The sequence below is a fragment of the Reinekea blandensis MED297 genome (genome assembly GCF_000153185.1).
In the GTDB taxonomy this organism is placed as follows: Bacteria; Pseudomonadota; Gammaproteobacteria; order Pseudomonadales; family Natronospirillaceae; genus Reinekea; species Reinekea blandensis.
Genome location: NZ_CH724150.1, coordinates 418,396 through 431,326, shown reverse-complemented (window position 1 = coordinate 431,326; position 12,931 = coordinate 418,396). Strand labels below are relative to the sequence as shown.

The window sequence follows — 12,931 nt, the reverse complement described above, 5'->3', positions numbered from 1 at the left end:
TAATCGCGCGATCATTCATGACCCAGGTAACGGACTTCTCATCGAACTCAGGCTTGCCATTGGCCTTTGCTGCCTTTTTTGCGAGCGTTTCATTCAGGTCATCTGCCTCCTTTGCCATGGTCTTGCGTTCACTGGTTTCCAGCGCTTCAACCATTGAGTATACGGCTGCAGACACGGCCTCTGATGCAATTCGCTCGGCCGCTTTGCCGAAGCGTTTGGCAATAACTTCCAGCATGGCAATATCTGAGGTGTTCAAGCGCACGGTATAGTCGGTAAACGTGACTTCACTTTCTTGTCGTTTTGCTTCTTCTTCATAAAAAGCTTTGATGATTTCCTGTGCGCGATTCGACATGTCGACCTCTGTTAGCGTTAGGTGAAGGGGTTGTTCTGAACCGATCTTTACCTGCGAATGGATGCAAAGAATCGGATCAGGCTCTAAAATTGGGCGCTAGTTTACTCGATTTGGATGATTAAATGGCAGTACAAAATGACATCGAACAGAAACTTTCAGCACTGGAACCCGCTCTTCTGGTCGTCGAAAATGAAAGTCATCGGCACTCTGTGCCTGCCAACAGTGAAACCCATTTTAAAGTGACGCTGGTCTCCGAACAGTTTCGTGGCATGCGAGCGGTGAAACGACATCAAAGTGTTTATGGCTTGCTCAAAGATGAGCTGGCCGGGCCAGTTCATGCCCTGGCTCTGCATTTATATACCCCGGATGAATGGCAGGGTGAGGCGCCAGAGTCACCAAATTGCCGTGGCGGAAACGGCTTATGACCCTTTAACCGAAACCTTGAGTATCGGTTACTTTCCCGGAGCATGGAAAAGCAGATAAAGATCCGTTAACAGCTCTGGAATGTCATTGAACATCTGTTTCAACAGCTTGGATTGACGATACAACTGTTTGAAGTCGTCCTCATCTTCAAAGAATCCTGAGGCCGCTTCAATGGGCAGCATTAAAATACTCAGTTGTTCCTCGTTTGCATGTTCAAATGCTTCGGGCTGTTGGAGTACCACCTCCATAAAGCCCTGACACCATGCCTGCATGTCCGATTCCTGCCAGTCTGTTGTGGGTTCCCAGGTCAGTGAAATATCGGAATCTGAGTAGAGTTCTTCGCCAATCAGGTTATACAGTTCGACGCAACCGTTGGCGAACGCCACTGCTTCATCTTCAGGAAGGTCTGTCAGGGGTTGATCGATCGCTGAGGCCAGCCATTCATCGGATAATGGCTCGCCACAGATGAAAAGGGCGGTCAAAAGACCGTGCAGCATGTGTATATCCATGCAGTCTTCGGCACGTAAATCATTTTCCAGCCAATCTGCCAGTGTATCGAGATCAAAAGTGCTCATGCTGTATCGATTCTTTATCAACCATTTAAGTGGCGAAGTATATCTCTAACGGGCGGTGTTTCGCGACCAGTTTGGTCTTTTCAACCTCTGGACGGCTCGTTACAATCCGAGCTTCAGTTCTTTTGTCCCCATGGCACAACTGGATAGCGCAATGGCCTCCTAAGCCGTAGGTTGCAGGTTCGATTCCTGCTGGGGACACCATTTTTCCCCGGTCGTTGAAACGGATGTCCGGACTCAGTAACCATAATAAAATAAGGAGTCAATATGTCAGGTACTTTGGCGATCATCGGAGGTACGGGTCTGACGGAACTTCCGGGTCTGACCATCATGAAAGCGCACGATGAACAAACGCCTTTTGGAGCACCCTCTGCTCCGGTATTGGAAGGCGAAATGTACGGTCAGCGCGTATTGTTCATTGCCCGGCATGGGCATCCGCATCGAATTCCGCCTCATCTCGTGAACTACCGAGCCAACCTTTGGGCGTTACAGAAGCTTTATGCGACCGATATTCTGGCTGTAAATGCCGTCGGTGGTATTTCTCGAAACATGAAAGCCGGAACCTTGGTGATTCCTCAGCAAATCATCGACTATACCTTCGGGCGTGAAGGTACCATTTATGATGGCGATTATGCTCCGGTGTCGCACATTGATTTCTCATACCCATACAGTGACAGCATGCGTGAGTTGATCGCGCGTGGCGCAAGCACTGCTGGTGAAAAGGTGATTAATGGTGGCGTCTATGGGGTAACTCAGGGCCCCAGACTGGAGACCGCAGCAGAAATCTTCCGAATGGAAAATGATGGCTGTGATATTGTTGGTATGACGGGTATGCCAGAAGCCAGTTTGGCACGTGAGCTGAAGTTAAACTATGCCAGTTTGTCTTTGGTTGTTAATCCGGCGGCGGGTAAAAGCTCTGGAGCGATTACGATTCGTCAGATCGATGAAAATCTCAGTACCGGGATTGTTCGGGTACGGAAAATTATTGATGCCATGGTCAAAGATTTTTACGCCTGAGATTGCCGGACGAAGCGACGCTGAGTCGCTTCGTCACCGGATGCTGATATTACTGCAGTTCAATAGGGGTGATCAGAATCAGTAACCCAAACTCTGGGTTATCCAGATAATGAACCTGTTTTGACCTCATACGGCGACTTTCTTTCAGCTGCGCACTTTGAGTACTGACATAGTACTGATCAGCTTTACGGGTAATCTGATTATTGCTTTGCAGGGGCTGAGCAAATAAATCAGAAAACTGAAGGGTCGATGTCGGAGCCTGAAGGGCGCCTGTGGATGGTGTTTGCCGATTGGCATCGCCACTGCGCAGAACGACGTTGAACGGGTTCTCCGTCTCTTCGTATCGAATCAGGTGCAGGTCTGTTGAAAAATGAAGATAGCGTTCGACATACAGACTGATGTATCCCTGAAGCTCCGCTTGACGTCCAAACCGTTCACCCGCATCAATTCGAATGGGGACCACATTGTCCCGTCCAGGCACTGGTTGATTCCAGGCTTCATGGAACAGAACCCGAAAACCTCGAGTGTCCTCCAGTGTCTGCCGTTCTTCGTTGAGTTGTCGCTCAATTTCTGACAAGGCTGCGAACGCATCAAGTCCGCTTCGGGAGACTGGCGCATCTCTCTCGATGGTTTCTTCCGGGGTCGAATCGAGCTCTTCCGGTGACAGGTCTGTTTCTGAGTTTTCCGTAATAATGTCCTGAGTGCCGGTCAGGCGCAGATATTCGGTCGGGTGGCTGATGTTTGGAAAGGTTGGCCATTGCTCCGGATTGTCGACTTCCATTGCCGGGTTTTCAAAAATGAGCACTTCAACCTGGAACCAACGCTCATCGTCTGCGTCTTCTGCCATGCTCGTCAACGGCAGACAGAGCAAAGCTAGGGTCAAAATCGGGGTGGGGATCAATTTTGATTTCATTTTGAGTCTGTAATTCTCTCTAATATCCGGTCTATGGTGGCAAAACGTTGGTCGGCTGTCTCTGTTTGTATTGTAAATTTCAACTGCGTGCCTTTGTTCAGGCTGAACTTATGAGGTTCAGATTGAACCAGCATGACAATTCTAACCGGATCGACCGTTGTATTCCGGCCAAAATCAATGGTTCCATATTGCCCGTTCATATCAACGCGGTCGATACCCAAGGGGGCTAGTTTCAGTCGCAACAGCGTTTGCCGGCACAGGTTCTTAACGGCGTCCGGTAATAGCCCGAAACGATCAATCATTTCCACTTGCAGTTCACGCATGGCGTCGTCGGATTGAACACTGGCAATGCGTTTATAAAGGGTTAGCCGGGTATTGATATCATGTATGTATTCATCCGGAATGATGGCGGGAATGCGTAAGTTAACATCAGGCCCTTGAGCTTCGAGATCCTCGAGTGACAGGGTCTCACCCTTCTTCAGGGCGTCGACGGCTTTGTTCAACAAGTCCAGATACAGCGAAAAGCCGATACCTTCAATGTGTCCGCTTTGTTCATCTCCTAGCAGCTCACCGGCTCCGCGGATTTCTAAATCGTGGGTCGCCAGCGTGAAACCGGCACCCAGATGCTGGGAATCCGCAATGGCTTCCAGGCGTTTCTGGGCATCTTTGGTCAGGCTCTTCCAGCCCGGAGTCAACAGATAGGCGTAGGCTTGGTGATGAGACCGGCCTACACGACCGCGTAGCTGGTGCAGTTGGGCGAGGCCAAACTTGTCTGCTCGTTCGATGACGATGGTGTTCGCGCTGGGGACGTCGATTCCGGTTTCAATAATGGTGGTGCACAGCAAAACGTTGAAACGCTTATGGTAGAAATCACTCATAATGCGCTCCAGCTGGCGTTCCGGCATCTGCCCATGGGCTACGACCACGCGGGCTTCAGGGATGAGTTCGGTCAGGAACGCCTGTGTTTTTTCGATCGTACTCACTTCGTTATGCAGGTAATACACCTGTCCACCACGAAGGATTTCCCGTAGTACGGCTTCTTTGATCAGTGCGTCGTCCTTTTCGCGAACAAAGGTTTTTACGGACAGACGCTTGGCCGGGGGGGTGGCAATAATGCTCAGATCACGAACACCGGACATGGACATGTTCATTGTTCGCGGTATGGGGGTCGCTGTAAGAGCCAGAATGTCGACGTTAGCACGCAGGGCTTTGATGGTTTCCTTCTGTCCCACGCCAAAGCGGTGCTCCTCATCGACAATCAGGAGTCCCAGGTCTTTGAATTTGACGGACTTCTGCAGCAACTTATGAGTACCAACCACAATATCGACCTTGCCATCAGCAAGCCCATCGATGATAGATTGGGTTTTCTTACTGCTGTTGAACCGACTTAATACCTCGATGTTGATGGGCCAGTCTGCGAACCGATCCTGAAAGTTCTCAAAATGTTGCTGCGCGAGCAGGGTGGTTGGTACCAGCACGGCAACCTGCTTGCCAGAGGATGCAGCAATGAACGCCGCTCTCAGGGCTACCTCGGTTTTGCCGAAGCCAACATCACCGCAGATCAGGCGGTCCATGGGCCGCGGTTGGCGAAGATCGTTCAGGACTTTGCGAATTGCCTGCGCCTGATCATCCGTTTCTTCAAAACCGAACCCTGCAGCGAACTGCTGATATTCAGTCGAGTCAAATGGGAATCCGAATCCGGATTGCGCTTCCCGACGAGCATAGATATCCAGCAGCTCAGCGGCGGTGTCCCGGATCTTCTCGGCGGCTTTGCGTTTGGTGCGCGCCCAACGGTCGTTGCCCAGCTTATGTATCGGAGCGTAGTCAACATCGGCGCCGGAATAGCGGCTGATTAAATGTAGGTTAGAAACCGGAACATAAAGATTGCTGCCTTCAGCGTATTCCAGTTTCAGGAACTCCTGAGTGTGGCCATCAACGTCAAGCGTCTCGAGACCGCGATATCGACCGATCCCGTGATCCAGGTGAACCACTGGTGTGCCAGGATGCAACTCGGTCAGGCTTTTAATGACCTGATCATCGGAGTCCGTTTCAGTTTTACGCCGCCGTCTCTGTTGCGCAACGTACTCGCCAAACAGCTGCGCCTCACTGATCAGTGTGATTCTGGCGCTGTCCAGCACCAAACCGTTGGACAGAGGCGCTACGGTCAAGCCAAGGGCAATATCTGAAGTGTTTAAAAACTGGCCAATGTCTGCGCAAGGCGTGGGAGTGATGCGAATTCTTGCTAACAGCTCTTTCAGAGCTTCACGACGACCGGCAGATTCGGCACAGAAAAGGACTCGATGGTTGGTTTCCTTCAGAAAGCATTCAAGGGCATTCAGTGGCTCCTGAGCTCGATGGTCAACCGGGTAAGACTGTGGTGTCGTGAGTGCCTGGGGTTGTTCGCCGGTAAGCTGTTCACTGTTTTTTCCTGAAAGAACGATTCGTTGGAACTGTCCGAGGCGTGAGAAAAACTCCTCTTTACGCAGGAATAACTCATCCGGCTTTAATATCGGGTTCTGAATATCGTGCCGACGGTTTTCATAACGGCTGCTGACTTCCTCCCAATAGCGGTCGATGGTCTCGCTGAGGGCGTCAAAAGTGACCGTGAGTGTCTGCTCTGGGAGGTAGTCAAACAAACTGGCGGTATTGTCGTAAAACAGCGGCAGATAGTACTCGACGCCGGGACTGGGGATGCCATCACTGACTTCCTGATACACCGTGCTTTTGGTGAAATCCGTATCAAATCGTTCTCGGAAGTTCTGGCGAAAGCGGTTAATCCCGTTTTCATTCAGGGGCACTTCCCGGCCCGGAAGCAGCTCGATGGCGTGGGTTTTTTCGCTGGTGCGTTGCGTTTCCGGATCGAACCAGCGAATCGATTCAATTTCGTCATCAAATAATTCGATTCGAACCGGAAGCTCAGATCCCATGGGATAGACGTCGAGCAAAGCGCCACGTACCGCAAATTCCCCATGTTCGAAAACCGTATCCGTAGCTCTGTACCCGGCTTTGTTTAATTTTTCCCGCTGTTGATCCAGGTTCAGTGGATCACCAACTTGCCATTGAAAGGCGCCGCCTTGAATTTCGCTGACTGGAGGGAGGCGGTGACTGAGGTTAGCCGCGGTGGTCAGAACAATGGCGTATGGGCGTTGTTCCAGCGCTTTTAGGACGGCCAAACGCTCTGAAATGATGTCTTCGTGTGGAGAAAAATTATCGTAGGGCAGCGTTTCCCAATCTGGGAATGCCATGACCTGCCAATCGGCCTGACCTCGGTAGGCGTCTAAATCGGTCGATAAGCGTTCAAGCTGATTGGGAGAGTCAACAATGCAAAGAACGGTTTGCTGGTGTTGAGTCATGATTTCAGCAAGTGCCAGAGCGTCTGCTGAGCCGCTGAGCCCGGAAATTGTGCGGATATCGCCAGCCTTATCCGGAAGCGAGAAATTCAGGTATGTCATTCGTATGTTCAGTATTGGGTGGCTCATTCAGGCAGCGCATGATAGAGCAGTATGCTTCAGAAATCATCGTCACAGCGCGTTCCGGTCCCAGTTTGGACCACTATTTGAGGTCACTGTAAATGTGTCTACACTTGTGTTGGCGATTTTTTTCCGGTTATTGGTCGAAAGTCGGATACGGGACCCGACTTCTCAGTAGCCATCTAAACTGTTGATCTTTATACTATTGCACGATTTTTTGGGGGGTGTGTCGCTCCTGGCTAGATCATGGTCAGGTCCGGGGTCGCCTGAAATAAATTTGACCAAAAACTGAGCGGGCCCTGCGGAAACGCCGGATAAGAGCTCAGATAAGTCAACGGATACAAATAATATGATAACCATCAAAAAAGGGCTTGACCTTCCGATGGCTGGCGCTCCGCGTCAGGAAATTTCGGATGGCCGGCCGGTCAACTCGGTGGCTTTAATCGGGTACGATTACCATGGTATGAAACCAACAATGTTGGTTCGAGAGGGCGATACCGTAAAGAAAGGCCAGCCGGTTTTTTCTGACAAGAAAAATGAAGGTGTGGTCTATACAGCTCCTGCTGCTGGTGTGGTCACGCAGATTAATCGCGGCAAACGCCGGGTCTTCCAGTCATTAGTGATTGAGCTGAAGGGCGATGAGTCGGTTCAGTTCAAGAAGTATTCTGAACAAGAGCTGAGCAGTCTGGGCGCTGAAGCAATCACCGAACAGCTTGTCGAGTCAGGTTTCTGGACTGCATTCCGTACGCGTCCTTTCTCGAAAGCTCCGGCCATCGGAAGTAAGCCGGCAGCGATTTTTGTGCAAGCGATCGATACAAATCCTGTCGCCGCTGACCCGACAGTGATCATCGCCGAACAGGCTGATGCCTTTAAACTGGGGCTGTCGATGCTGACTAAGCTGACCGATGGCAAAGTCTGGCTGGCGAAAGCACCGGGTGCCTCCGTGCCTACAGCTGATGGCATTTCAGTTGAAGAGTTTGCCGGTGTACACCCTGCCGGCAACCCGGGTACTCATATTCATTTTCTTGAACCGGTTTCGGCGAGTAAAACGGTCTGGACCATCGGTTATCAAGACGTCATTGCGATGGCAAATCTCTTCCTGACCGGTGAGTTGGATGTCTCGCGCGTTGTGGCATTGGCCGGACCGCAGGTTAAAGAGCCTCGACTGGTCAAAACTCAGGTTGGTGCTTCTTTGGTCGAGTTGGCTCAGGACGAACTGAAAGACGGTGATAATCGTCTGGTGTCCGGGTCTGTGTTTGGCGGTCGGGGTGGTTTACCCGAAACTGACTATCTGGGCCGTTTCCACACTCAGATCACCGTGCTCGAAAACGACCATCGTCGTCCGTTAATTCACTGGCTGCGCTTGGGGCCTGATAACTTCTCTGTTTTGAACATTTACCTGGGTAAGTTCCTGAAAGGTAAAAAGTTCAATTTCTCAACCACTCAAAACGGCTCTGAGCGAGCCATGATGCCCGTCGGGCAGTTTGAGCGGGTTATGCCTCTGGATATCTTGCCGACGCAGTTGCTGCGTGCGCTGGCTGTCGGGGATATCGAATCGGCAGAACAGTTAGGTGCATTGGAGCTGGATGAAGAAGATTTGGCCCTGTGCACTTATGTGTGTGCCGGCAAGTATGAGTACGGTCCGATTCTGCGGAACAATCTGACCAAAATAGAGGCGGAGGGCTAATCATGGGTTTACGAGCTTTTCTGGATAAGATTGCGCCTGAGTTTGAAAAGGGCGGTAAGTACGAAAAGTGGTACGCGCTTTATGAAGCCGTAGATACGGGCTTGTACAAAGATAAGAAATTCACCCATACAACGTCTCATGTTCGTGATGCAATGGACCTGAAGCGCATTATGGGAATGGTTTGGGTGTTCACTTTTCCGGCCATGTTCTGGGGTATGTGGAACCTCGGTTTTCAGGCGAACACTGCCATTGCAGCCGGAACCGGTGTGATGGCCGATGGCTGGCGCGAGGTGATTATCGGCTGGCTGGCAGGGAACAACCCGGCCAGTATCTGGGATAATTTCATTTATGGCGCTGTGTATTTCCTGCCGATTTATGCGGTGACTTTTGCCGTTGGTGGCTTTTGGGAAGTGCTTTTTGCTGCCGTTCGTGGTCATGAAGTGAACGAAGGCTTTTTCGTTTCTTCTGTACTGTTTGCCTTGATTTGTCCACCGACTATTCCGTTGTGGGCCGTCGCTCTGGGTATTTCGTTCGGCATCGTGGTCGGCAAAGAAGTCTTTGGCGGCACCGGTAAAAACTTCCTCAACCCGGCTTTGACAGGGCGAGCTTTTCTGTACTTTGCCTATCCTGCTTCAATGTCAGGCGATGCTGTCTGGACAGCTGTCGATGGGTTTTCCGGAGCCACCGCATTGAGTGTTGCATTCAGTGACGGTCTGAAAGAAGGCATGCTGGGTAATCTGACCTGGTTGGATGCGTTCCTTGGTATTCAGCAGGGTTCCGTTGGTGAAGTTTCCACGTTGATGATTCTCTTTGGTGGTTTTGTGCTCATGTTTATGGGCATTGTTCAGTGGCGTATCGTGTTGGGTGTGATGCTGGGCTTAATTGGCACAACACTCCTGTTTAATGCCATCGGATCGGATACAAACCCGATGTTTGCGCTGCCATGGTACTGGCATCTGGTCGTGGGTGGTTTTGCCTTCGGTATGATGTTCATGGCCACCGACCCGGTGTCGGCGTCAATGACTGAGACCGGTAAAATTTGGTTCGGGGCATTGGTTGGTGTCATGACGGTATTAATTCGGGTCGTCAATCCAGCCTTCCCTGAAGGCATTATGTTGGCAATTCTGTTTGCGAACCTGTTTGCTCCAACCATCGATTATTTTGTTGTACAGCGCAACGTTAAGCGGAGGTTAGCTCGTGGCTAAAAATAAGGACTCCATTTCCTATATTTTCACCGTTGCGTTTGCCGTTTGTCTGGTGTGCGCAATCATTGTTTCTACGGCGGCTGTTGTGCTGCGACCGATTCAGGTGAAGAACAAAGAGCAGGACTTTAAACGGAATATCCTCGCGGCTGCAGGGCTGATGGAAGAGGGTAAGACGGTCGAAGAACTGTTTGAACAGGTCGAAACCCGACTGATTAATATTGAAACCGGCGAGTTTTCAGATGAGTACGATGTCGAGTCTTTTGATCCGGTTAAGGCCGCTTCAGACCCGACTATTACTCAAACTCTGGGAACGTCTGATGACATTGCCAGCATCAAGCGTCGCGAAACCTATACCGAGGTGTATCTGGTTCGAGGCGGTGAAGGCGATCTGCAAACCCTGATTCTACCCATCCGTGGCTATGGTCTGTGGTCTACACTGTGGGGCTTCATCGCTCTGGAGGAAGATCTGAACACGGTGGTGGGTCTCGGTTTCTATTCTCACGCTGAAACTCCAGGACTGGGCGGCGAAGTTGACAACCCGAAGTGGAAGTCTCAGTGGCCGGGTAAGAAAGTCTATGACGAGTCAGGTGATGTCGAAATTACCGTGACCAAAGGTGGCCAGGCTGATCCGCAAGACCCGTATGAAATTGATGGTCTGTCCGGTGCAACATTGACCACCAATGGGGTCGATAATCTGGTCAAATTCTGGATGGGTGATATGGGATTCCGTCCGTTTATCCAAAACCTGAAAGCAGGAGACGCCTGATATGTCTGAAACTCGCAAAGTCCTGTTGAATCCAATCTTTAAAAACAATCCGATTGCTTTGCAGATTCTGGGGATCTGTTCTGCACTGGCGGTCACCACCAGTATGAACGTCACCCTGGTGATGTGTATCGCGCTGACGTCGGTTACGGCCTTTTCGAACTTGTTTATTTCGATGATCCGGAACTACATTCCCGGAAACATTCGAATTATTGTTCAAATGACGATTATTGCCTCACTGGTGATTGTGGTTGACCAGATTCTGAAAGCCTATGCATTTGATATTTCAAAGCAGCTTTCGGTCTTTGTCGGCCTGATCATTACCAACTGTATCGTTATGGGTCGTGCCGAAGCGTATGCCATGTCAAATCCTCCGATTCCAAGTTTTATGGATGGTGTTGGTAATGGCCTGGGTTACAGCGTGGTATTGCTCTTTGTTGCCGTCATTCGAGAACTGTTAGGGGCTGGTAAGCTGTTTGGTATCGAAATTCTGCCATTGGTTAACGATGGAGGGTGGTACATACCGAATGGTCTGTTGTTGTTGCCACCAAGTGCTTTCTTCATTATCGCCGGGTTTATTTGGTTGCTCCGAACCTTCCAGAAAGAACAGGTGGAAGAGCCGGAATACAAAATTGCCAAAAACATCAATAAGGAGGCCATGTAATGGAAGGCTTGATCAGTTTATTCATCCGGGCCGTCTTTGTTGAAAACATGGCCTTGGCCTTCTTCTTGGGGATGTGTACCTTTTTGGCGATCTCCAAAAGAATCCCTGCTGCAATTGGTCTTGGCATTGCGGTAATCGTCGTTCAGGTGGTGACAGTGCCGGTCAATAACCTGCTGTATACCTATGTTCTGCGCGATGGTGCACTGGCATGGGCTGGGTTTCCGGAAGCCAATCTGAGCTTTCTGGGCTACCTGAGCTATATCGGCGTTATCGCAGCCATGGTACAGATTCTGGAAATGACGCTGGACCGCTATTTCCCTGCGCTATACAACGCATTGGGTGTTTTCTTGCCTCTCATCACTGTGAACTGCGCCATTCTGGGCGCCTCTTTGTTCATGGTTGAGCGAGACTACAACTTCAGCGAAAGTGTGGTTTACGGCGTTGGTGCTGGCGTGGGCTGGGCTTTGGCCATTGTCGCGTTGGCAGGCATCCGTGAAAAACTGAAGTACAGCGATATCCCTAAAGGTCTGGAAGGCCTGGGCATCACCTTCGTTACCGTGGGTCTGATGTCGTTGGGGTTCATGTCCTTTTCCGGCGTCTCTCTGTAATCAGGTAAGGAAGAACAGAATATGAGTACTGAAATTATCCTGGGCGTTGTACTGTTTACAGTCATCGTCCTGGCACTGGTTGGCGTCATTCTGTCGGCCCGTGCCAAACTGGTAAACAGCGGAGACGTGGCCATTGAGGTCAATGAGGACTCCGACAAAACCATTACCACGGCTGCCGGCGGTAAACTGCTTCAAACGCTTGCGAATAACGGTGTGTTTCTGTCATCGGCCTGCGGTGGTGGTGGTACCTGTGCCCAGTGTAAATGTAAGGTTTTGGATGGCGGCGGTTCAGCATTGCCAACCGAAGAACCGCATTTCACCCGAGGTGAGCTTCGTGAAGGCTGGCGCTTGGCTTGTCAGGTTGCGGTAAAGCAGGACATGAAAATCGAAGTTGATCCAGAGTTCTTCGGTGTTAAGAAATGGACCTGTACTGTTGAGTCGAACCCGAATGTCGCCACTTTCATTAAAGAGCTGACATTAAAATTGCCGGAAGGAGAGAATGTTGACTTCCGTGCGGGTGGTTACGTCCAGTTAGAATGCCCACCGCATGAAGTGCATTACAAAGACTTTGATATCGATAAAGAATATCACTCAGATTGGGATAAGTTTAACGTCTGGCAGTACCGCTCGAAAGTCAACGAAACCGTGACCCGAGCCTATTCGATGGCTAACTATCCAGAAGAGAAGGGTCTTGTTAAGTTCAACATCCGGATCGCGACGCCACCGCCGGGAACGGACTTACCACCGGGCCAGATGTCATCTTATGTATTCAGCCTGAAACCCGGTGATACCATCGATGTTTATGGTCCTTTCGGTGAGTTTTTCGCGAAGGATACCGATGCTGAAATGGTCTTTATTGGTGGCGGTGCTGGTATGGCTCCCATGCGTTCTCACATCTTTGACCAGCTCAAGCGATTGGGGTCGAAGCGTAAGATCAGCTTCTGGTACGGCGCTCGATCTTTGCGTGAAGCCTTCTATCAGGATGAGTACGACAAGCTGGCTGAAGAAAACGACAATTTTGAATGGCATCTGGCGTTGTCTGATCCGCTACCGGAAGATAACTGGGAAGGCTATACCGGCTTCATCCATAACGTGCTGTATGACAACTATTTGAAAGACCATGAAGCTCCAGAGGATTGTGAGTTTTATATGTGTGGTCCTCCAATGATGAATGCTGCCGTTATTAAGATGCTGGAAGATCTGGGTGTAGAGCCTGAAAACATTCTTCTGGATGACTTTGGCGGATAAACAGCCTCA

12 protein-coding genes and 1 tRNA gene are annotated in these 12,931 nt (G+C 50.5%); 9 read left to right on the top strand and 4 right to left on the bottom strand.

Going from position 1 to position 12,931, the window contains the following annotated elements; translation table 11 throughout:
• A partial coding sequence (locus MED297_RS22290; protein WP_008043722.1) for a hypothetical protein occupies positions 1-352 on the bottom strand: 352 nt, incomplete at its 3' end.
• Between the two features lie 122 nt (positions 353-474).
• Between MED297_RS22290 and MED297_RS07385 the strand changes: the two genes are divergently transcribed.
• Complete coding sequence (locus tag MED297_RS07385) at positions 475-777, top strand: BolA family protein (protein ID WP_008043721.1); 303 nt, start codon at positions 475-477, stop codon at positions 775-777.
• 27 nt (positions 778-804) lie between these two features.
• Here the strand turns inward: MED297_RS07385 and MED297_RS21155 are convergent, their stop codons facing one another.
• The gene (locus MED297_RS21155) at positions 805-1,350 is read right to left on the bottom strand and encodes a YecA/YgfB family protein (RefSeq protein WP_008043717.1); all 546 of its coding nucleotides are present in this window, start codon (positions 1,348-1,350) and stop codon (positions 805-807) included.
• A gap of 124 nt (positions 1,351-1,474) precedes the next feature.
• On the opposite strand from MED297_RS21155, the gene MED297_RS07375 reads away from it, so the two are divergent.
• Positions 1,475-1,551: transfer RNA gene (locus MED297_RS07375), tRNA-Arg, on the top strand.
• Between the two features lie 63 nt (positions 1,552-1,614).
• On the top strand, positions 1,615-2,364 hold the full coding sequence (locus tag MED297_RS07370) for an S-methyl-5'-thioinosine phosphorylase (protein ID WP_008043716.1): 750 nt from the start codon (positions 1,615-1,617) through the stop codon (positions 2,362-2,364).
• A 49-nt stretch (positions 2,365-2,413) separates the two neighbouring features.
• Here the strand turns inward: MED297_RS07370 and MED297_RS07365 are convergent, their stop codons facing one another.
• Both MED297_RS07365 and mfd read right to left on the bottom strand, forming a co-directional pair.
• On the bottom strand, positions 2,414-3,277 hold the full coding sequence (locus MED297_RS07365) for a CsiV family protein (RefSeq protein ID WP_008043715.1): 864 nt from the start codon (positions 3,275-3,277) through the stop codon (positions 2,414-2,416).
• Positions 3,274-6,729, bottom strand: coding sequence for a transcription-repair coupling factor (gene mfd / locus MED297_RS07360; RefSeq protein ID WP_008043714.1), 3,456 nt, complete (start codon positions 6,727-6,729; stop codon positions 3,274-3,276). The genes MED297_RS07365 and mfd overlap by 4 nt, the downstream gene beginning before the upstream one ends.
• A 367-nt stretch (positions 6,730-7,096) precedes the next feature.
• Between mfd and MED297_RS07355 the strand changes: the two genes are divergently transcribed.
• The 6 genes from MED297_RS07355 to nqrF are packed head-to-tail and all read left to right on the top strand — an operon-like array spanning position 7,097 to position 12,922.
• Complete coding sequence (locus tag MED297_RS07355; RefSeq protein ID WP_008043712.1) at positions 7,097-8,434, top strand: Na(+)-translocating NADH-quinone reductase subunit A; 1,338 nt, start codon at positions 7,097-7,099, stop codon at positions 8,432-8,434.
• Positions 8,435-8,436: 2 nt separating this feature from the next.
• A complete protein-coding gene (locus MED297_RS07350; protein WP_008043709.1) occupies positions 8,437-9,639 on the top strand; it encodes an NADH:ubiquinone reductase (Na(+)-transporting) subunit B in 1,203 nt (400 codons plus the stop codon).
• Positions 9,632-10,405 (top strand): Na(+)-translocating NADH-quinone reductase subunit C, encoded by a 774-nt coding sequence (locus MED297_RS07345; RefSeq protein ID WP_008043708.1) that lies wholly within the window; start codon positions 9,632-9,634, stop codon positions 10,403-10,405. The genes MED297_RS07350 and MED297_RS07345 overlap by 8 nt, the downstream gene beginning before the upstream one ends.
• Position 10,406: 1 nt before the next feature.
• The gene (locus MED297_RS07340; RefSeq protein WP_008043707.1) at positions 10,407-11,066 is read left to right on the top strand and encodes an NADH:ubiquinone reductase (Na(+)-transporting) subunit D; all 660 of its coding nucleotides are present in this window, start codon (positions 10,407-10,409) and stop codon (positions 11,064-11,066) included.
• The gene (nqrE, locus tag MED297_RS07335; RefSeq protein ID WP_008043706.1) at positions 11,066-11,674 is read left to right on the top strand and encodes an NADH:ubiquinone reductase (Na(+)-transporting) subunit E; all 609 of its coding nucleotides are present in this window, start codon (positions 11,066-11,068) and stop codon (positions 11,672-11,674) included. The genes MED297_RS07340 and nqrE overlap by 1 nt, the downstream gene beginning before the upstream one ends.
• A 21-nt stretch (positions 11,675-11,695) precedes the next feature.
• Complete coding sequence (gene nqrF / locus MED297_RS07330) at positions 11,696-12,922, top strand: NADH:ubiquinone reductase (Na(+)-transporting) subunit F (protein WP_008043695.1); 1,227 nt, start codon at positions 11,696-11,698, stop codon at positions 12,920-12,922.
• The last annotated feature ends 9 nt before the right edge of the window (positions 12,923-12,931 follow it).

Coding starts and splice junctions, on each gene's coding strand:
- MED297_RS07385 (WP_008043721.1), top strand. CDS start 475: ATGGCAGTACAAAATGACATCGAACAGAAACTTTCAGCACTGGAACCC.
- MED297_RS21155 (WP_008043717.1), bottom strand. CDS start 1,350: ATGAGCACTTTTGATCTCGATACACTGGCAGATTGGCTGGAAAATGAT.
- MED297_RS07370 (WP_008043716.1), top strand. CDS start 1,615: ATGTCAGGTACTTTGGCGATCATCGGAGGTACGGGTCTGACGGAACTT.
- MED297_RS07365 (WP_008043715.1), bottom strand. CDS start 3,277: ATGAAATCAAAATTGATCCCCACCCCGATTTTGACCCTAGCTTTGCTC.
- mfd (WP_008043714.1), bottom strand. CDS start 6,729: ATGACATACCTGAATTTCTCGCTTCCGGATAAGGCTGGCGATATCCGC.
- MED297_RS07355 (WP_008043712.1), top strand. CDS start 7,097: ATGATAACCATCAAAAAAGGGCTTGACCTTCCGATGGCTGGCGCTCCG.
- MED297_RS07350 (WP_008043709.1), top strand. CDS start 8,437: ATGGGTTTACGAGCTTTTCTGGATAAGATTGCGCCTGAGTTTGAAAAG.
- MED297_RS07340 (WP_008043707.1), top strand. CDS start 10,407: ATGTCTGAAACTCGCAAAGTCCTGTTGAATCCAATCTTTAAAAACAAT.
- nqrE (WP_008043706.1), top strand. CDS start 11,066: ATGGAAGGCTTGATCAGTTTATTCATCCGGGCCGTCTTTGTTGAAAAC.
- nqrF (WP_008043695.1), top strand. CDS start 11,696: ATGAGTACTGAAATTATCCTGGGCGTTGTACTGTTTACAGTCATCGTC.